16 protein-coding genes and 1 pseudogene are annotated in these 18364 nt (G+C 67.9%); 4 read left to right on the top strand and 13 right to left on the bottom strand.

Annotated elements, in window-relative coordinates; genetic code table 11:
* A pseudogene (locus BU124_RS14775) lies at window positions 1-448 on the top strand (hypothetical protein); the annotation flags it as partial.
* Window positions 449-487: 39 nt separating this feature from the next.
* Window positions 488-2419: a cation:proton antiporter domain-containing protein gene (locus tag BU124_RS08920; RefSeq protein WP_084862833.1), complete on the top strand. Its 1932-nt coding sequence runs from the start codon at window positions 488-490 to the stop codon at window positions 2417-2419.
* Here BU124_RS08920 and BU124_RS08915 read toward each other — a convergent pair.
* Together BU124_RS08915 and BU124_RS08910 are read right to left on the bottom strand one after the other, a co-directional pair.
* Window positions 2416-3078 carry an FG-GAP repeat domain-containing protein gene (locus BU124_RS08915; protein WP_084862856.1) on the bottom strand — a complete coding sequence of 221 codons (663 nt, stop codon included), beginning with the start codon at window positions 3076-3078 and terminating at the stop codon, window positions 2416-2418. The genes BU124_RS08920 and BU124_RS08915 overlap by 4 nt on opposite strands.
* A gap of 26 nt (window positions 3079-3104) precedes the next feature.
* A complete protein-coding gene (locus BU124_RS08910) occupies window positions 3105-3428 on the bottom strand; it encodes a 2Fe-2S iron-sulfur cluster-binding protein (RefSeq protein ID WP_084862831.1) in 324 nt (107 codons plus the stop codon).
* Between the two features lie 204 nt (window positions 3429-3632).
* On the opposite strand from BU124_RS08910, the gene BU124_RS08905 reads away from it, so the two are divergent.
* Complete coding sequence (locus tag BU124_RS08905) at window positions 3633-4154, top strand: peptidoglycan-binding domain-containing protein (protein WP_084862830.1); 522 nt, start codon at window positions 3633-3635, stop codon at window positions 4152-4154.
* 75 nt (window positions 4155-4229) lie between these two features.
* On the opposite strand, the gene BU124_RS08900 is transcribed toward BU124_RS08905, so the two are convergent.
* The 5 genes from BU124_RS08900 to rpiA form a co-directional block, all read right to left on the bottom strand.
* Window positions 4230-5738, bottom strand: coding sequence for a Do family serine endopeptidase (locus BU124_RS08900; protein ID WP_084862828.1), 1509 nt, complete (start codon window positions 5736-5738; stop codon window positions 4230-4232).
* Window positions 5739-5903: 165 nt separating this feature from the next.
* Complete coding sequence (gene hflC, locus BU124_RS08895) at window positions 5904-6803, bottom strand: protease modulator HflC (protein WP_084862826.1); 900 nt, start codon at window positions 6801-6803, stop codon at window positions 5904-5906.
* Window positions 6803-8053, bottom strand: a complete 1251-nt coding sequence (gene hflK, locus BU124_RS08890; protein WP_084862854.1) for an FtsH protease activity modulator HflK — start codon at window positions 8051-8053, stop codon at window positions 6803-6805. The genes hflC and hflK overlap by 1 nt, the downstream gene beginning before the upstream one ends.
* Window positions 8054-8136: 83 nt before the next feature.
* Window positions 8137-9492, bottom strand: a complete 1356-nt coding sequence (gene gor / locus BU124_RS08885; protein ID WP_084862824.1) for a glutathione-disulfide reductase — start codon at window positions 9490-9492, stop codon at window positions 8137-8139.
* Window positions 9493-9686: 194 nt separating this feature from the next.
* Complete coding sequence (rpiA, locus tag BU124_RS08880) at window positions 9687-10469, bottom strand: ribose-5-phosphate isomerase RpiA (protein WP_084862822.1); 783 nt, start codon at window positions 10467-10469, stop codon at window positions 9687-9689.
* Window positions 10470-10679: 210 nt separating this feature from the next.
* On the opposite strand from rpiA, the gene BU124_RS08875 reads away from it, so the two are divergent.
* A complete protein-coding gene (locus BU124_RS08875) occupies window positions 10680-12053 on the top strand; it encodes an L-serine ammonia-lyase (protein ID WP_084862820.1) in 1374 nt (457 codons plus the stop codon).
* Window positions 12054-12165: 112 nt separating this feature from the next.
* Here BU124_RS08875 and BU124_RS15205 read toward each other — a convergent pair whose 3' ends face one another.
* The 6 genes from BU124_RS15205 to BU124_RS08850 form a co-directional block, all read right to left on the bottom strand.
* A complete protein-coding gene (locus BU124_RS15205; RefSeq protein WP_483880236.1) occupies window positions 12166-12612 on the bottom strand; it encodes a RipA family octameric membrane protein in 447 nt (148 codons plus the stop codon).
* A gap of 195 nt (window positions 12613-12807) precedes the next feature.
* Window positions 12808-14502, bottom strand: a complete 1695-nt coding sequence (gene ade, locus BU124_RS08870) for an adenine deaminase (protein WP_084862818.1) — start codon at window positions 14500-14502, stop codon at window positions 12808-12810.
* A 147-nt stretch (window positions 14503-14649) separates the two neighbouring features.
* Window positions 14650-15483, bottom strand: a complete 834-nt coding sequence (locus tag BU124_RS08865; protein ID WP_084862816.1) for a metal ABC transporter permease — start codon at window positions 15481-15483, stop codon at window positions 14650-14652.
* Window positions 15480-16337 (bottom strand): metal ABC transporter permease, encoded by an 858-nt coding sequence (locus tag BU124_RS08860; protein WP_084862814.1) that lies wholly within the window; start codon window positions 16335-16337, stop codon window positions 15480-15482. The genes BU124_RS08865 and BU124_RS08860 overlap by 4 nt, the downstream gene beginning before the upstream one ends.
* Entirely contained in the window at window positions 16334-17194 is an 861-nt protein-coding gene (locus tag BU124_RS08855; protein WP_084862812.1) for a manganese/iron ABC transporter ATP-binding protein, read from the bottom strand. The genes BU124_RS08860 and BU124_RS08855 overlap by 4 nt, the downstream gene beginning before the upstream one ends.
* Window positions 17191-18072 (bottom strand): metal ABC transporter substrate-binding protein, encoded by an 882-nt coding sequence (locus BU124_RS08850; RefSeq protein ID WP_084862810.1) that lies wholly within the window; start codon window positions 18070-18072, stop codon window positions 17191-17193. Before BU124_RS08850 ends, BU124_RS08855 begins: the two co-directional genes overlap by 4 nt.
* Window positions 18073-18364: the final 292 nt, after the last annotated feature.

The raw sequence follows: 18364 nt of genomic DNA, 5'->3' as shown, positions 1-18364 counted from the left end.
GGACGAGGCCAGCCTCGCCCTGGACGCCGATATTGCCGCCGCCGTCCGGCAGGCCGCGGCCCGGCCGGACCCCTTTGCCGATGCCACGGACCAGGCCCCGCGGGCGAGCCTGCGCCCCGGCCTGCGCCCCGGCGATTTCGAGCGCATCGTGGCCAGCGCCCAGCCCGCCCCGGCGGTCGCCCAACCGGCAAGCCCGAGCGGGCCGACCAGTGCCCGCGTGGCCCGCGCGGCGACCGATGAGGGGGCCATCAACCTGCGCCGGATAAACCTGATCGGGGTCTACGGCTCGAACAGTGACCGGCGGGCGCTCGTGCGGCTGTCGAACGGGCGCTATACCCGCGTCACGGTCGGTGACCGTCTCGACGGCGGGCGCGTCCGGGCCATCGGGACGGGGTCGCTGATCTATGCCAAGCGCGGCCGGCGGATCACGCTCGAGGTCGGTGGCTGATCGCTTGCAAATCCGGCCCGGCCGGTAAAGGCTCGCCACATGCTCGAAACCCTGTTTCTCGCCACGATCCTTCTGGGTGCGGCCGTTCTGGCGGTGCCGCTGGCCGCGCGGCTGGGGCTGGGGTCGGTGCTGGGCTACCTGCTGGCAGGGATCGCCGTGGCCCCGATCCTCGGGGCCGAGGCGCGCGAGCTGCAGCACATCGCCGAATTCGGCGTCGTCATGATGTTGTTCCTTATCGGGCTGGAGCTGGAGCCGCGCGCGCTCTGGGCGATGCGCGACAGGCTGATCGGCATGGGCGGGCTGCAGATCGTGCTTACCACCGCCTTGCTGACGGGGCTGTTCTGGCTGACCGGGCTGGCCTGGCAGACGGCGCTGGCCGTTGGGCTGATCTTCGCGCTGTCCTCGACCGCCATCGTGCTGCAGACCCTGACCGAGAAGCGCCTGATGCAGACCTCCGGCGGCCGCGCGACCTTCTCGGTGCTGCTGACCCAGGATATCGCGGTGATCCCGATGCTGGCCGCGCTGCCCCTGCTGGCGATCCGTCAGCCGGTGACCGTGGCGCCGGACGGATCGCTGGACCGCACGGCCGAGGGCGCGTCCGACCCGCACGGCGGGTCCATGTCCCTCGTCGAGGGATTGCCGGCCTGGGGCGTGACGCTGGTGACCATCGCCGCGGTGGCCGCGGTGATCCTGGCGGGCATCTACCTGACGCGGCCGATGTTCCGCTACATCCACCAGGCGCGCCTGCGCGAGATGTACACGGCGCTGGCCCTGCTCATCGTCGTCTCCATCGCCACGCTCATGGGGCTGGTGGGCCTTTCGGCGGCGCTGGGCACCTTCCTTGCGGGCGTGGTGCTGGCCAATTCGGAATTCCGACACGAGCTGGAAAGCGACCTGGAGCCCTTCAAGGGGCTGCTTCTGGGGCTCTTTTTCATCACCGTCGGCGCGGGCATCGACTTTGCCACGCTGGCGGGCGCGCCGCTGCGCATCCTCGGGCTGACGGCGGCGGTGATCGCGATCAAGCTGCTGGTGCTTTTCTTGCTGGCGCTGGCCTTCGGGCTGCGCGGGCGCGACCGCTGGCTGTTCACGCTGGGGCTGGCCCAGGCCGGGGAGTTCGGCTTCGTGCTGTTGTCGTTCTCGCTGCAACAGGGTGTGCTCGGCCAGTCGCTGGGGGCCGAGTTGCTGCTGGTGGTGGCGCTGTCGATGCTGGCCACCCCGTTGTTGTTCATCCTCTACGAGGCCATGGCGCGGCGCCCCGCCACGCGCGATCATGCCGCCGCCCCCGAGGCCGACGAGATCGACGAGACCGGGCAGGTCATCATCGCCGGGATCGGCCGCTTCGGGCAGGTGGTCAACCGCCTGATCCAGAGCGTGGGCTATTCCACCGTCGTGCTGGACGGGAACCTGTCGACGGTGCAGACCATGCGGCAGTTCGGCTTCAAGGGCTTCTTCGGCGACCCGACCCGGCCCGACATCCTGCACTCGGCGGGGCTGGACGCGGCGAGGGTCCTCGTCGTGGCGCTGGATGACAAGGTGGCCTCGGTGCAGCTCGTGTCCTACGCGCGGCGCCACAGGCCCGACATTCACATCGTCGCCCGCGCCCGCGACCGGGTGCATGTCTACGAGCTTTACGCGGCCGGAGCCGACGAAGTCGTGCGCGAGCTTTTTGACAGTTCGCTGCGGGCCGGGCGTTACGTGCTGGAAACTCTCGGCCTGACGGATCACGAGGCCGCCGAGGCCGAGATAACCTTCTCGCGCCATGACCGAAGGCTATTGCGCGACCTGTCGCGGCTCTGGGACCCGGAGGTGCCGATTTCCCAGAATGCCGCCTACGTCGAACGGGCCCGCGGCGCCGATCGCGAACTCGAAACCCGCCTGGCCGAGGCGCTCGACCAGGCCGAGCGGATGCGCGCGCGCGCCGGGGGCCGGGCGCCCCCGGACGGCCCCGAAGATGAACCGCAAAAGACCTAGTGGCAGCGCAGGCTTTCGGGGCCGGTATAGGCCCCCAGGTCGCGGGTCGTCAGCGCCCCGTCTGCCAGCCGGGTGACCTGCACGCGGGCCCAGTCAGCATCGGCGGTGATGATCTCGGGGCCCGCGCCGCAGTCGAAGACACCGCCCTCGATCTCCGCAGCGCCGTAGCGATGGTTGGTGTGGCCCGGCGCGGCGGCCTCCTCGGTGATCTGCCAGACTTCGCCGGTGCGGTGGACTTCGACGACGCGCAGCATCCGGGCCAGGTGCGGGCGGTCGACATAGGCCACCTCGACGCGGCCGTCGCTGTCCAGATCGGCGATCCCGGCGATGGCCAGCCAGCGGTGACGCCGGCCGATGGGGACCGTCGCCGCCACGGCGGCCGGCCGGCCGTTCACCAGATCGACCACCTGGACCCGCGCGCCGCTCTGAAACCCGCTGACGACCGCGACAACCTCGGGCGTGCCGTCGCCGTCCAGGTCGGCCAGCCGCGGGGCGGTATCCTCGACCACCGCGTTTTCCCAGGCGACACCGTGGCTGCCCTGCGCCGTCTCGATGATAAGGCGCGCGTATTCACCGCCCGCGACGGCGCCATGCCCGTAGGCCGAGGTTGGCTCTACGTAGCGCGCACCGGTGATTTCGGCGCCGGCCGGTCCCGCCATCAGGGCCACCGTCAGCGCCGCCCGGATCAAATCTGCTTTTCCGGCATCTGCACCACCAGCCCGTCAAGCGCATCGCTGACCTTGAGCTGGCAGGTCAGGCGCGAGCGCTCGAGGTCGGGCTCATGGGCGAAATCGAGCATGTCTTCTTCCATCGGGTCCTTCGCCGGCAGGGACTCGACCCAGTCGGGCGAGACGTAGACGTGGCAGGTGGAACAGGCGCAGGCGCCACCGCAATCGGCCTCGATCCCCGGGATGCCGTTGTCGCGCGCGCCTTCCATCACGGTCAGCCCGTTGGCCACGTCGACGACATGTTCCTTGCCGCCGTGCTCGATGTAGGTGATCTTTGCCATGCCTTGCCCTTTGCTTGTGCTGCGTCGCCGGAAATCTAGGGGTTGTGCCGGGGCTTCGCCAGCCCAATCGCCGCGAAAAGTGACGCGGAAACGACACCTCTCAGGGTCTGTCGTACCGCCGGCAGCCGGCCTGCTTGGCGCAGGCGGCACGGCCCCCTAGTGTGGCCGCGCACGGGGGCTGCGCCCCGCCGAAACGAGCCCTGGATGATCCTCAGACTACCTTCTTTTGTGACAGCCCTGCTCTGTCTGGGCCTGTCGGCCTGCCTCGCCCCCGAGGACGATGCGCCGGGGCCGCTGGCCGCCCCGCCGGTGATCGCCCCGGAGCGGGATGCCTGCCTGGCGCGCGTGACCACGCCGGCGGCCTTCGAGACGGTGACCGACCAGGTCATGATCCAGCCACCGGCGCTGGACAGTGACGGCACTCTGCGCGAGCCGGCGGTCTACCGCACGGTCACCCGCCAGCGGATCGTCCGCGAGCGCCGGGCGGTCGAATTCGCCACCCCCTGCCCCGAGGTCATGATCCCGGCCTTCATCGCCTCGGTGCAGCGGGCGCTCAAGGCGCGGGGCTATTACCGGGGGCCGGTCACCGGAGCGCTGGATACCCGCACCGGGCGGGCGATCCAGCGCTACCAGCGCGACCGGGGCGACGTGGACACGGCGACGCTGAGCCTGCGCAGCGCGCGGGACCTCGGGCTGGTGGCCGTGCCGCGCGAAGCCGCAGAGTAATAGAGCGCATGTCCGACTCAAAAGGGGGCGCCCCACCGAGCGCCCCCTTATACCGCCATGCCGGCCCGGCGGTGATCAGGTCAGCGACAGGGCGACGAAACGCGGCTCGCCACCGCGGCGGATCAGCATCAGCATCGAGTTGCGCCCGGCCTCGCGTGCCTCGTCGACGCGGGTCTCGAACTCCTCGACCGATGTCACGCCGGACTGGTTGGCCTCGGTGATAACGTCGCCGGCGCGCAGGCCCTTGGCCGCGGCCTCGCTCTCGGGGTCGATCTCCATGATGACGAGACCCTCGCCCGCGGCGACGCCCAGCTCGCCGGCCATGTCCTCGGTGATCTCGGACAGCGCCATGCCCAGCATCGAGGTCGTGGCGGGTTCGGTCGGCTCGGCCTCTTCATCCTGTGGGAAGGCAGCGGCCTGCGCGGTCTCGCGGCGGCCCAGCTTGACCGTCAGCTCGCGCATGTCACCGTCACGCAGCACCTCGACGGCCACGTTCTTTCCAACGGGGCTGTTGCCCACGACGCTGACCAGCTCGCGGGTGTCGGTGACGTCGACGCCGTCGAAGGTCAGGATGATGTCGCCCGGTTCAACCCCGGCAGTGCGCGCCGGCCCCTCGGGCACGTCGGTGACCATCGCGCCCTGCGGCTCGTCCAGCCCGTCGATGGCGCCCATCATGTCCGGCGTGACGTCCTGGATGCGGACGCCCAGCCAGCCGCGGCGGGTCTCACCGTATTCCTTGAGCTGGTCGACGACATTGGTAACCACGGCCGAGGACATGGCGAAACCGATCCCGATGGAGCCGCCGTTGGGCGACAGGATCGCCGTGTTCACGCCGATGACGTCGCCGTTCATGTCGAACAGCGGCCCGCCCGAGTTGCCGCGGTTGATGGCCGCGTCGGTCTGGATGTAGTCGTCATAGGTGCCGGCCAGTTCGCGGTTGCGCGCCGAAACGATCCCGGCGCTGACCGAGAAGCCCTGGCCCAGCGGGTTGCCCATGGCCATGACCCAATCGCCAACTTCGGCCGTCTCGCCGTCGCTGTCACCGAACTCCACGAAGGGCAGCGGGCGGTCCGCGTCGACCTTCAGCAGGGCGATGTCGGTGTTGGGATCGGTGCCCACCAGATCGGCCTGTAGCATTTCCTCGCCGCCGGGGTAGAACTCGATCATGATCTCGTCGGCGTTCTCGATGACGTGATTGTTTGTCACGATGAAGCCATCCTCGGAGATCACGAAGCCCGAGCCCAGCGCCGAGGACCGGCGCGGCTGGCCCTCGTTGAATTCCTCGAAGAAATCCTCGAAGGGCGAGCCTTCGGGCACGATGCCCTGCGGCCCGGTGTTGCCCGCGACCGTGGTGGCCGTGGTGATGTTGACCACCGCCGGGCTGACCTGCTCGGCCAGGTCGGCGAAGGTGTCGGGGCGGTCCTGTGCCGCCAGCGGGCTGACCTGTGACAGCACCATGGCCGCGCCCACGAGGAGCGCCAGCAGCGCTGCCTTGAGGGTGCCGGTGTCCGACCGCGCGTCGGTCCGCGCGACTGCGATTGCTCTGGAGGTCTTCACGTCGACGTCTCCTTTTCCTGTTGGCATAACTCGGCCGTGTCCCGGCCAGGTTCCGAAAAAAATGTAGGCCGTGGCCGAGACAGCGCAACGCCAAACACGGGCCGGTCATGTCTTTGTGAGAGCCGGCACCTCCGCCGGCATGCAAAAAGGGGCGACCGCGGCCGCCCCTTTTTTCGATGTCTTTCGCCGTGCCTACTGCTGGGATGCCGCGGGGGCACCGCTGGGCGAGCGCAGGTAGTCGAAGAACTCGTGATCGGGGCTGAGCACCAGCCGCGTGTTGTCCTCCTTCATGGCTTCCCGGTAGGCCTCGAGCGAGCGGTAGAACTCGAAGAATTCCTGATCCTGGTTGAAGGCCTCGGCGAAGATGTTGTTGCGGCGCGCATCGGCCTCACCCTGGATGATCCGCGCCTCGCGTTCGGCGTCCGAGACAAGCTCGACCACGGTCCGGTCGGCCTGGGCGCGGATACGCTGGGCGGCCTCACGGCCCCGGGCGCGTTCGTCCTCGGCCTCGCGTTCGCGTTCCGACACCATGCGGCGGAAGGTCTCGGCCAGGTTCTCGGTCGGCAGGTCGGTGCGCTTGAGCCGCACGTCGACGACCGTCAGGCCCAACTCATTGGCGTCATCGACAGCGCCCGAACGAATACGCTCCATCAACGCCTCACGATCGGCCGAGAGGATCTCGTCCGAGCGGACCGACCCGAGGACCTCGCGGGTCGTGGCCCGCAGGATCTGCTCCAGCCGGCTGTCGGCCACTGCGATCGCCTGGTCGCCGCCCGCGCCCGTCGCCTCGCGGAACTGCTCCACGCTTTCGATACGATAGCGGGCGAAGGCATCCACGATCAGACGGCGGTCGTCAGCGGGGATGACCTCCTGCTGGGCCATGTCGATCGAGATGATCCGGTCGTCGTAGCTGACCACCTGGTCGAGGAACGGCAGCCGGAAGCCAAGACCGGGTTCGGTCTTGACCTGAACGACGCGGCCGAAGCGCAGCACGAGGGCCTTTTCACGCTCGTCCACAATGAAGATCGAGCTGAGGATGCCGACGAGGACGATCAGCAGGATCGGCAGAAGATAGAGAAGCTTGGTGCGCATCAGTTCGACCCTCCGGTGGTCTGGTCGGTGGGTTGGCGACGCAGCTGGTCGAGCGGCAGATAGGGCACGACACCGCCGTCGCCCTGGCCGTTGTCATCCAGCAGGATCATGTCGGAGCGGCCGAAGACCTCCTCGACCATTTCCAGGTAAAGACGTTCGCGGGTCACGTCGGGGGCGTTCTGGTATTCCTCCAGCACGCTGACGAAGCGAGACGCCTCACCCTGGGCCTCGTTGACGACCCGGGCGCGGTAGCCTTCGGCGTTCTCGACGATCTGCGCCGCTTCACCGCGCGCCTCGGCGGTGACGCGGTTGGCATAGGCATCGGCCTGGTTCTGCAGCTGGATGCGTTCCTGTTCCGCGTCCTGCACGTCGCGATAGGCGGCCAGCGGCGAGGTTTCCACCGTTTCGCCGTCCACGTTGATGACGTCGACCTGCGTCGCCGGCGGGTCGGCCTGGTCGAGGTTGATGCGGATGATGTTCACGCCACTGTTGTAGCTGTCCAGCGTCGACTGCACGGCCTCTTGCAGACGGTCCCGCAGCACGGCGCGTTCGCGGTTGATGTTGGCCAGTTGCGACTGCGCGATGATCTCGCGCATCGAGGATTCGGCCACCGCCGCGATGGTCTCGGGCGGATCCTGCAGATTGAACAGGTAGCGGTCCGGCGAAGTGATGTTCCACACCACCTCGAAGGCGATCTCGACGATGTTCTCGTCGCCGGTCAGCATCAGGCCGGTATCGCCATCCAGGGACCGCTGAAGGTTCCGCCCCGAGGTCAGGTTGGTCGGAACGTCGTCCTCGCCGATCTCGATGACCTGTTCGCGCGTCACCTGCACGACCTGCGCCGTCACCAGCGGCCAGGGGGCGAAGTTCAGGCCGGGCTGGCCGATGCAGGGCTCGATGCACTCGCCCAGGAAAAGCTCGACCGACTGCTCCTCGGGGCGGACGGTGTAGAAGCTGGCCGTCAGCCAGGCCACCACGGCCAGGGCGACCCCCAGCCCGACCATCCCGCGCGAAATCTGCGGCCCGTCGCCGCCCGAGCCGCCGGATGGCTTGCCACCCTTGCCGCCGCCGCCGCCCATGAGGACGCGCAGCTGGTCGCGGGTCTTGTTCACGATCTCGTCGAACTCGGGCATCTGCGGCTCTTGACCGGGTCTGCGCCCGCCGCCACCACCGCCGTTGTTGCGGCCGCGGTCGTCACCGCCGCCGCCGCTACCGCCGCCCCCCCAGGGGCCCTGGTTGTTTCCAGCCATCCGGTTAAAGCTTCCCTTGTTGCCATCGCCCCGGCACGGGGCGCGTTTCATTGCGTCATCATGTGGGCCGCTGCCCCCGCTTTTCAAGCGGTCCGCACGGGCGCGCGCATCGTCACCAGTTCCTCGGAAACGGTCGGATGCACGGCCACCGTGCGGTCGAAATCCTCTTTCGTGGCGCCCATCTTCACCGCGATGCCGGCCAGCTGGATCATCTCGCCCGCGCCGGGGCTGACGATGTGGCATCCCAGCACGCGGCGCGTCTCGGCGCAGACCACCAGTTTCATCAGCACCCGGTCAGGGCGGCCGGCAAAGGCGGTGTTCATCGGCTTGAACGAGGTGCAGTAAACCTCGATCGGGCCGGCCTCGCGGGCATCCTCCTCGGACAGGCCGACGGTGCCCATCTCGGGCTGGGTGAAGATGGCCGAGGGGATCAGCGCGTGATCCACCGGCGTGGGCTGGCCGCGGAACACGGTGTCGGCAAAGGCCATGCCCTCGCGGATCGCCACCGGAGTCAGCTGCACCCGGTCGGTCACATCGCCGATGGCGTAGATCGAGGGCACCCGCGTCTGCGAGTAGTCATCCACGACCACCTCGCCCCGGCGGCCAAGCGCCACGCCGGCCTCCTCCAGCCCCAGCCCGTCGGTGTTGGGCGTGCGGCCGGTCGCGAACATCACCTTGTCGTAGACCCGCTCGCTGCCGTTGGTGGCCTTGACCCGCACGCCCGTGCCCTCGGGCATCATGCCGATCACGTTGGTGCCAAGGTGCAGGTCGATCCCGCGCTGCTGCATCTCCTCGGCGATCAGCCCGCGCGCCTCGCCGTCGAAGCCGCGCAGGATCTGCGCGCCGCGGTAGAACTGCGTCACCTCGACGCCCAGCCCGTGCAGGATGCAGGCGAACTCGCAGGCGATGTAGCCGCCGCCGACGATCAGGATGCTCTCGGGCAGCGCGTCCAGCTTGAAGATGTCGTTCGAGGTGATCCCCAGCTCGGCATTCTCCATCTCGGGCAGGGCCGGCCGGCCGCCGGTGGCCACCAGGATGTGCTTGGCCGAAAAGGTGGTGTCCGCCACGCGCACCTCGTGCGGCCCCGTGACGCGGGCACGGCCGTCGTGAACAGTCACCTCCGAGCCCTCCAGAAGCCGCCGGTAAACGCCTTCCAGCCGGTCCAGCTCGGCGTCCAGCTGGCCGCGAAACCGGCCCCAGTCGAAGGTGCCATCGGCGATGTCCCAGCCATAGGCGCGGGCATCGCTGACCATCTCGCCGTATTCGCTGGCAAAGACCATCAGCTTCTTGGGCACGCAGCCGCGGATCACGCAGGTGCCGCCAAGGCGGTATTCCTCGGCCAGCGCCACGCGGGCGCCGGTCTGCGCGGCCATGCGGGCGGCCCGCACGCCGCCCGAGCCGCCGCCGATCACGAAGAGATCATAGTCGAAATCGCTCATGCCACCCTCTTGTCCGTCGTCGCGGCACGTAAAACACAGCACCCGGCAAATAGCCAGTGCGCGGCCACGTCTTCATCTTGGCAGATAAACTCCCGCCCGACGCCTCGCCACGCAGTCCACTGCCCGGCCGATATCATCCCACGGCCGCCACCAGGTGCCAGCAAACCTGCGCGGGCGCAGCCCGCACATTTCGGTCAGTCGCCGATATCCGTGAACAGGTTGTCGGTCTCGATGAACTCGTGGCGCGCCTCGGTGACGGTGCCGGCGTTGATGTCGCGCTGCTCGACCCGGCCGTCGCCGTACCCGATCACCAGCACGTCGCAGATGTCGATGAACAGCCCGTTTTCCACAACGCCCGGGATCTGGTTGAGCACCAGGCTCAACTGCCGGGCATTGCCGATCCGGTTGAGGTGCAAATCGAGGATATGGTTGCCCTCGTCGGTGTAATACGGAGCCTCGCCATTCATTCGAAGGGAGGTGCTGCGCCCCAGCACGTCCATGCCCACCAGCGTTTCCTCGACCAGCGTCTTGGTGGTTTGCCAGCCGAAGGGGATCACCTCCAGCGGCAGCGGGAAGGCGCCCAGCGTCTCGACCTGCTTGGCCGCGTCGGCGATCACGACCATCCGGTCGCTCGCCGTGGCGACGATCTTTTCCTGAAGCAGCGCCCCGCCGCCGCCCTTTATCAGGTTGAGGTTGCCGTCGCATTCGTCGGCGCCGTCGATCGTCAGGTCCAGCCACTTCGCCTCGTCGAGCGACATCACCTCGATGCCCACCTCGCGGGCCAGCTCGGCGGTGCGGGTCGAGGTTGGAACGCCCCGGATCGACAGGCCGCCGGCGACCTTTTCACCAAGGCACTTGACCAGCCAGGCGGCGGTCGAGCCGGTGCCGAGGCCGACGCGCATCCCGTCCTCGACGTAGTCGGCCGCCTGTTTGGCGGCGACGAACTTGGCCTTGTCGATGGGCGACAGATCGGACATGACAGCCTCTCCTTGGGGTGACTCGCGCCCTTATAGGCCGCGACGCGCCGTCTGGCGAGGGGCGCGTCGGGCTTGACCGGGGCGCGCGGGGCGGATCGCGTGGCAGATCGGCGGCAGCAGGTGCCAATGTGTCGCATACAGCCCCCAACGGGCTGTGTCCGGCCCTATCCTCGGCCCCATGCGCATCGGTCCAATCGAAAGGGGGACAGCATGTTCCTGAGCGTTTTCGACATGTTCAAGGTCGGCGTGGGCCCTTCGTCGTCGCACACGATCGGGCCCATGGTCGCCGCCGCGCGCTTTCTCGACCACCTGCGCGCGCAGCCCTTCTCGGTGGCCGGGCTCAAAGCCTCGCTGCACGGCTCGCTGGCCTTCACCGGGGTGGGCCATGCCACCGACCGGGCCACGATCCTCGGCCTGGCGGGGTTCCGCGCCGACGCCTACGACGCCGACCGCGCCGAGGCCGAACTGGCCCGCATCAAGGCGGAGGGGACGGTGGCGCCCCACGGGCTGGGGCCGCTGACCTTCGACCCCGACGCGGATCTGCAGTTCGACTACGGCCCGCCCCTGCCCGGCCACGCCAACGGCATGATCCTCAAGGGCTGCGACGCCCAGGGCGACGTGGTAACGCAGGTGACGTATTACTCCATCGGCGGCGGCTTCGTGCTGACCGAGGACGAACTGGCCCGGGGCCGCGACACCGACGATGGTGCGCCGGTGCCCTTCCCCTTCAAATCCGCCGCCGAGATGATGGACATGGCCGCCGAGTCCGGCCTGACCGTGGCGCAGATGAAACGCCGCAACGAACTCAGCCGCATGCCCGGCGCCGACCTCGACGCCGGCCTGGCCCGCATCTGGGAGGTCATGAGCACCTGCATCGACCGCGGCCTGGCTGGCGACGGCGAACTGCCCGGCGGCCTGCGCGTGCGCCGCCGGGCACGCGCGATCCACGAGGCGCTGCTGGCCGAACACGGCCGCAACCTGACCGCGCCGCATGTCATCAACGACTGGATTTCCCTCTACGCCATGGCCGTGAACGAGGAGAACGCCGCCGGCGGGCAGGTCGTCACCGCCCCCACCAACGGCGCGGCCGGCGTGGTGCCCGCGACGATCCGCTACTGGCTGGACCATGTGCCGGGGGCCACGCGCGAACGGGTGCCCGAGTTCCTGCTGACCGCTGCGGCCATTGGCGGGCTGGTCAAGTTCAACGCCTCGATCTCGGGGGCCGAGGCGGGCTGCCAGGCCGAGGTCGGCAGCGCCAGCGCCATGGCCGCCGCCGGGCTGTGCGGCGTGCTGGGCGGCACGCCCCCGCAGATCGAGAACGCCGCCGAGATCGCGCTGGAACACCACCTCGGCATGACCTGCGACCCGGTGCGCGGGCTGGTGCAGGTCCCCTGCATCGAGCGCAACGGGCTGGGCGCGATCAAGGCCGTGTCGGCCGCCTCGCTGTCGCTGCGCGGCGACGGGCAGCATTTCGTGCCGCTGGACTCGGCCATCGAGACCATGCGCCAGACCGGCGCCGACATGAGCGAGAAATACAAGGAAACCGCCCTCGGCGGGCTGGCCGTAAATGTACCGAATTGTTGAAGTCGCCCGTGCCCGAGTAGCAGCTTCTTGAGACTAAAGAAGCTTTCGCTTCAGGTGCTCGAATTTCCGCTTCACGTTACTTCTTGAAGAGCGGTTTTTAAACGTCCGGCTCTTATGACAGTATTGGCTGAGCTTCCATAGTCCTATCTAACAGTTCGTAGATGGTGGTTGCGATAAGAAGGAGCCAAATTGCGCCGATCGTAACTGCCATAAGTCGCACATAACTTGAAGCGCTCCATGCAGTTGGCCGAATTGCTCGGGATGTGTCGCTATCTCGAGCTTTAATCACATCGATCAATATCGGATCAGAGGATATGATGTATTTCATATCCTCATGCCATCTTTGTTCATAATACTTCGAAATTGGTACTATTTTATACCAAACGATAGAAACCAATAGTCCGAAGATACCAGCCACTAACCGAGTTACTTGCGAGAGTTCAGGCGAAATAACGGAAACAAGGGCAACCAAACCCCCATTTATCGTAATGAGAATTGCGAACCTTTTCCATGTTCGATCTGATTCCCTTTCGGCGATATCTGAAACTAATTGGAGCATCTGAAGCTTTGTTTCTAGACTCGTGTTCTTAAAATTTTCGTTCAATTTGAGGTCTCCCTCATCGGCAAGCTTATGGGGGCGAGGGGGAAATTCTTTAGAAGCTTATCAGGCACCCTTGCTGCATGCAGCAACGGTTTATCGGTGCTCCTCGCCGTCCGCATCTTCCGGCCGACAGGCTGCGGCATCCGCCACCCCCTACCCGATGATCTCGAACCGGGTCACGTCCACCAGCCCCCGGTCGGTGATCTTCAGCGCGGGGATCACCGGCAGCGCGAGGAAGGCCAGTTGCAGGAAGGGTTCCTCCAGCCCCACGCCCAGCGCCTTTGCCGCCGCGCGCAGCTCTTCCAGCCGGGTGCGGACCTCCTCGAACGGCGCAAGGCTCATCAACCCGGCCACCGGCAGGGCCAGTTCGGCGCGCACCGCGCCGCCCTCGGTCACGACGAAGCCGCCTTCGAGGTCGGCCAGCCGGTTGGCGGCCAGCGCCATGTCGTCGTAATCCGCCCCCACCACGGCGATGTTGTGGTGATCGTGGCAGACGGTCGAGGCGATGGCCCCGCGCTGCAACCCGAAACCGCGGACGAACCCCGTGGCGATGTTGCCATTGATCCCGTGGCGTTCGACCACCGCGATCTTGACGAGGTCGCGTGCCGGGTCGGGGCGCTTGTCGCCGTCTTCGATGGGGATGTCCTCGTGCCGATGCTCGGTGAGGATCTTGCCCTCGATCACGCCGATCACGTCCGTTTCCGTACGATTGCCCGTTGTGCGGAAATCGCTGGCGGTGACGCGGCGCGCCTTGACCGAGCCGCGCCCGATAGGGGCGACGCTCCGGCGCGCGGCAAAGGCCGCTTCGCCAACCGGCACGCCGCCGCACCAGACGGCCCTTGCATCGCAGACCTCCAATGATCCCAGCGCCACGATATCTGCCCGCTGGCCCGGCGCGATCAGGCCTCTGCCCTTGAGCCCGAAGGCCTCGGCCGCCGACAGCGAGGCCGCGCGATAGGCGGCCAGCGGCGGCACGCCCCGGGCAATGGCGGTGCGAATCATGTAGTCGAGATGCCCGTGTTCGCCTATATCCAGCGGGTTCCGGTCGTCGGTGCACAGGCACATGTAGGGCGCGGTGCGCTCAGTCAGAAGCGGGATCAGCGCCTCGAGGTCCTTGGAAACCGAGCCCTCGCGGATCAGCACGCGCATGCCTTTCTGCAGTTTCTCGCGCGCCTCGTCGGCGGTCGTCGCCTCGTGTTCGGTGCGGATGCCGGCAGCGACATAGGCGTTCAGGTCGCGCCCCGAGAGCATCGGGCAATGCCCGTCCATGTGGCGGCCCTCGAAGGCCGAAAGCTTGGCCATGAGCCCAGGGTCACGATGGATCACGCCGGGATAATTCATGACCTCGGCCAGGCCGATCACCTGTGGGTGGTCCATCAGCGGGGCAAGGTCCGCGGCCTCGATCCGGGCGCCGGCGGTTTCCATCTCGGTCGAGGGCACGCAGGAGGACAGGTTGACCCGGATGTCGAGCACGGTCTCCATGGCCGCATCGAGGAAATACCGGATGCCCGGCACGCCCAGCACGTTGGCAATCTCGTGCGGGTCGCAGATGGCCGTGGTCACGCCCAGCGGTGTCACCAGCCGGTCGAACTCGAAGGGCGTGACCAGGCTGCTTTCGATGTGCAGATGCGTGTCGATGAAGCCGGGCACCAGCGTCAGGCCGGAGACGTCAACGACCTCGCGCCCCTCATAATCGGCGCAGGTGCCGACGATGGTGTCGCCGCAGATGGCGACATCGCCCTCCAGCATCGCGCCGGTGACAAGGTCAAAGACGCGGCCCCCGCGCAACACCAGATCGGCCGGGGCGTCGCCGCGGCCCTGCGTGATCCTGTCGTCAAGTGTGCTCATGATGTCCTCCGGTCCGGGCCGAGGGTCGCCCAGCCGGGGCCCGAGGTCCAGAGGAAAGCCGCGTCGACGCGGCTTGACGCGCGCAGGGTGAAACCCTGCGCGCGCCGCGCCATGCATGGCGCGCAGGGCGGCGCGTCGACGCGCCGCCTACCCCCGCGCCCTGTCGCGCCGGGTCCGGTTCAGGCGTCGCGCCAAGGCCAGCAGGAACAGCGCCGTCAGGATCAGGATGATCGTCGGCGCCGGCGCACTGTCGAGAAAGAAGCTGGCGTAGGTCCCGCCCAGCATCGCGGCCAGGCACACCAGACCGGAAACCCAGAGCATGGTCCTGAATTCCCGCACCAGCAGGAAGGCGATCGCCCCGGGCGCGATCAGCAGCCCGATGGCGAGGATCAGCCCCACCGCCGAGAGCGTCGCCACGATGGTCAGCGACAGGGCGGCCAGCAAGCCGTAGTGCAGCCAGCCAACCGGCAACCCGGCGGCCCTCGCCTGGGCCGGGTCGAAGGCATGCAGCAACAGGTCCTTCCAGCGCAGCAGCAACCCGCCACCGACGACCAGTGCGACCAGGCCGGCGGTCCACAGATCCGCCGCCCCGACCCCGAGCATGTTACCGTACAGGATGTGGTCGAGGTGCATGTTGGTGTCGATCGCGACATACATGACGATCCCTGCCGCAAACATGCCCGAGAAGACAACGCCCATGACCGTATCCGGCTTCACCCGGCTGTTGTCGGCGAGGTAACCGGTCGCCACGGCGGTGAACATGCCTGCCACGAAGGCGCCGAGGATCAGCGGCAGCCCGAGGATGAAGGCCAGCACGATCCCCGGCAGCACCGCGTGGCTGACCGCATCGCCCATCAGCGCCCAGCCCTTGAGCACAAGAAAGCAAGACAGCAGCGCCGTGGGCACCGACAGGATCGCCGCGATCCAGAAGGCATTGACCATGAAACCGAACTGGAAGGGCAGCAGTAGCGCCTCGATCATCGCCGCGCCTCCAGCGCCGCGCGGGCTTTGCGCCTGCCGGCCAGCAGCCCGTGTTTCGGGGCCAGCAGGAAGGCCGCGAGGAACAGCGCCGTCTGCAGGCAGACGATCACGCCCCCCGTCGCCCCGTTCAGGAAATAGCTGGCATAGGCGCCCAGGAAACTGGTCACCGCCCCGATGCCGACCGACACGATCAGCAGCCGTTCGAACCGGTCGGTCAGCAGATAGGCCGTGGCCCCCGGCGTCACCACCAGGGCGATCACCAGGAAGGCCCCGACCGTCTGCAACGCGGCCACGACCGAGGCCGACAGCAGCAGGAAGAACACCGCCTTGAGCGCCTGCGGGTTCAGACCCACCGACCGCGCGTGATTTTCGTCGAAGAAGGCGACCATCAGGTCCTTCCACCTGGCCAGCAGCACCAGCATCGAGACGCCGCCGATGATGCCCAGTTGCAGCGTGTCGCCCGGCGTGATGGCCAGGATGTTGCCCATGGTGATGGTCTGGACGTCGATCCCTACCGGGTTGATCGAGACCATGAAGAGCCCCAGCCCGAAGAAGCTGGTGAAGATCAGCCCGATGATCACGTCCACCTTCAGCCCCGAGCGTTCGGTCAGGAACAGCATCGCCCCGGCCGCCAGCCCGCCCGACAGGAAGGCGCCCAGCGCGAAGGGCAGCCCCAGCATGTAGGCCCCGGCCACGCCGGGCACCACCGCGTGGCTGAGCGCGTCGCCGATCAGCGACCAGCCCTTGAGCATCAGGTAGGCCGACAGGAAGGCGCAGACCGCGCCGACAAGGGCGGAGACCCACATCGCGTTGGTCATGTAGCCGTAGGAAAAGGGCTCCAGCAGCAGGGTCATTCCTGCCGCTCCCGGTGCTGGCGGGCCTTCTGGGTCTCTTCCCCGTATTGCACGAAGGGGCGTTCATCATCGGTCAGGATGGAAATCGCCCGGTCGTCGCCGTCATCGTGCAGGGCGTCCCCGCCCAGGGTAAAGCGGCGCAGCACGCCGCCGAAGGCCGCTTCTAGGTTGGCGGGCGTGAAGACCTCATCCGTCAAGCCATGCGCCAGCACGGTGCCCTTGACCAGGATGGTCCGGTCGCAGAACTCGGGCACCGACCCGAGGTTGTGGGTCGAGACCAGCATCACCCGCCCCTCGTCGCGCAGCTCTTTCAGAAGGGCGACGATCTGGCCTTCGGTCTTGACGTCCACGCCGGTGAAGGGCTCGTCCAGCAGGATCACCTGCCCCTCCTGCGCCAGCGCCCGGGCCAGGAACACGCGCTTGCGCTGGCCGCCCGACAACTCGCCGATCTGGCGGTGGCGATACTCGGTCATGTCCACGCGGGCCAGCGCCGCCTCGACCGCCGCGCGATCGGCCGGGCCGGGCCGGCGCATCCAGCCCATGTGGCCGAAGCGGCCCATCATCACCACGTCCTCGACCAGCACCGGGAAGGCCCAGTCGACCTCCTCGGCCTGGGGCACGTAGGCGACAAGGTTGTCCTTGAGCGCCCGCCGCACGGGGCGGCCCAGCAGGCTGATCTCGCCCCGCGCGGTGGGCACGAAGCCCATGATCGCCTTGAACAAGGTCGACTTGCCCGCGCCGTTGACGCCCACCAGCGCCGTGACCGTGCCGCGCGGCACCTCGAAGCTGGCATCCCAAAGCGCGGTCTGGCCGTTGCGATAGGTGACGGTGACGTCGCGGGCGGAAATCCCCGTCATCGGGTCAGGCCCTCCACCACCGTTTCCGCCGTGACGCGCAGCAGGTCCAGGTAGCTGGGCACCGGGCCGTCCGGGCCGGACAGGCTGTCGACGTAGAGCACCCCGCCGTAGGCCGCGCCGGTTTCGCGGGCGACCTGTTCGGCGGGCCGGGTGCTGACCGTGCTTTCGCAGAAGACCACGGGAATGTCGTTGGCGCGCACCCCGTCGATCACCGCGCGGACCTGTTGCGGCGTGCCCACCTGGTCGGCGTTCATGGGCCAGAGGTAGAGTTCCCGCAGCCCGAAATCGCGCGCCAGATAGCTGAACGCCCCCTCGCAGGTGACGAGCCAGCGCCGGCCCTCGGGCACCTGCGCGATGGCGTCGCGCAGCGGGGCGAGCGTGGCGCGCAGCTCGGCCTTGTAGGCGGCGGCGTTGGCGGCATAGCGGTCGGCGTTCGCCGGGTCGGCCTGCGCCAGCGCGGCGGCGATGTTGTCGATATAGACCAGCGCGTTGTCCAGCCCCATCCAGGCATGCGGGTTGGGCGTGCCGGCGTAGCTGCCTTCGCCGATGGCGATGGGGTCGATCCCCGCGGACACCGTGACCGAGGGGATATCGCCGAGGTTGGCGACGAACTGCTCGAACCAACGCTCCAGGTTCAACCCGTTCCACAACAGCAGGTCCGCGTCCGAGGCGCGCACCAGGTCGCGCGGCGTGGGCTGATAGTTGTGGATCTCGGCCCCCGGCTTGGTGATCGAGACGACGTCTGCCGACTCGCCGGCCACGTTGCGGGCCATGTCGGCGATGACGGTGAAGGTGGTCACGACCTTCAGGCGCTCGGCCTGGGCGGGCAGGGCGAACAGGATCAACAGGGCGGCAAGGCGCAGCATCGGGGTCTCCATGTCATGAGGCTCTGCCTCGTCTATTTGCAAGTCGTTCGCAGAAGTCAAGGGTCTTGCGAATTATTCGCAACTGGAGCCGGCGCAGTTGCGAACCCGCGCGCGAGCCGCGCGGTCGCCAGGCCGCGGGGTGGCGATCAGCGGGTAGGTCGTGGCACTTTATGGCAGCCACATCCGAACACGATCAGAGCATGGCGCAAACCCCACCAAGTCGCCAGCCCGTCCGGGCGGCCTGGCGACCGCGCGGCGCCTCCGGCGCTATTCGTGCGGGGTGTAGGGTGCATTTTCACTCACC

This window comes from Salibaculum halophilum (genome assembly GCF_002094885.1).
In the GTDB taxonomy this organism is placed as follows: Bacteria; Pseudomonadota; Alphaproteobacteria; order Rhodobacterales; family Rhodobacteraceae; genus Salibaculum; species Salibaculum halophilum.
Note: the sequence above shows the minus strand (reverse complement) of the source record. Positions and strands in the feature narration are given on the sequence as shown.

Coding starts and splice junctions, on each gene's coding strand:
- hflC (WP_084862826.1), bottom strand. CDS start 6,803: ATGCGCACCAAGCTTCTCTATCTTCTGCCGATCCTGCTGATCGTCCTC.
- BU124_RS08875 (WP_084862820.1), top strand. CDS start 10,680: ATGTTCCTGAGCGTTTTCGACATGTTCAAGGTCGGCGTGGGCCCTTCG.
- BU124_RS08900 (WP_084862828.1), bottom strand. CDS start 5,738: ATGCCAACAGGAAAAGGAGACGTCGACGTGAAGACCTCCAGAGCAATC.
- BU124_RS08860 (WP_084862814.1), bottom strand. CDS start 16,337: ATGACCCTGCTGCTGGAGCCCTTTTCCTACGGCTACATGACCAACGCG.
- gor (WP_084862824.1), bottom strand. CDS start 9,492: ATGAGCGATTTCGACTATGATCTCTTCGTGATCGGCGGCGGCTCGGGC.
- hflK (WP_084862854.1), bottom strand. CDS start 8,053: ATGGCTGGAAACAACCAGGGCCCCTGGGGGGGCGGCGGTAGCGGCGGC.
- BU124_RS08865 (WP_084862816.1), bottom strand. CDS start 15,483: ATGATCGAGGCGCTACTGCTGCCCTTCCAGTTCGGTTTCATGGTCAAT.
- BU124_RS08910 (WP_084862831.1), bottom strand. CDS start 3,428: ATGGCAAAGATCACCTACATCGAGCACGGCGGCAAGGAACATGTCGTC.
- BU124_RS08920 (WP_084862833.1), top strand. CDS start 488: ATGCTCGAAACCCTGTTTCTCGCCACGATCCTTCTGGGTGCGGCCGTT.
- rpiA (WP_084862822.1), bottom strand. CDS start 10,469: ATGTCCGATCTGTCGCCCATCGACAAGGCCAAGTTCGTCGCCGCCAAA.
- ade (WP_084862818.1), bottom strand. CDS start 14,502: ATGAGCACACTTGACGACAGGATCACGCAGGGCCGCGGCGACGCCCCG.
- BU124_RS15205 (WP_483880236.1), bottom strand. CDS start 12,612: ATGCTCCAATTAGTTTCAGATATCGCCGAAAGGGAATCAGATCGAACA.
- BU124_RS08850 (WP_084862810.1), bottom strand. CDS start 18,072: ATGGAGACCCCGATGCTGCGCCTTGCCGCCCTGTTGATCCTGTTCGCC.
- BU124_RS08855 (WP_084862812.1), bottom strand. CDS start 17,194: ATGACGGGGATTTCCGCCCGCGACGTCACCGTCACCTATCGCAACGGC.
- BU124_RS08915 (WP_084862856.1), bottom strand. CDS start 3,078: ATGGCGGGACCGGCCGGCGCCGAAATCACCGGTGCGCGCTACGTAGAG.
- BU124_RS08905 (WP_084862830.1), top strand. CDS start 3,633: ATGATCCTCAGACTACCTTCTTTTGTGACAGCCCTGCTCTGTCTGGGC.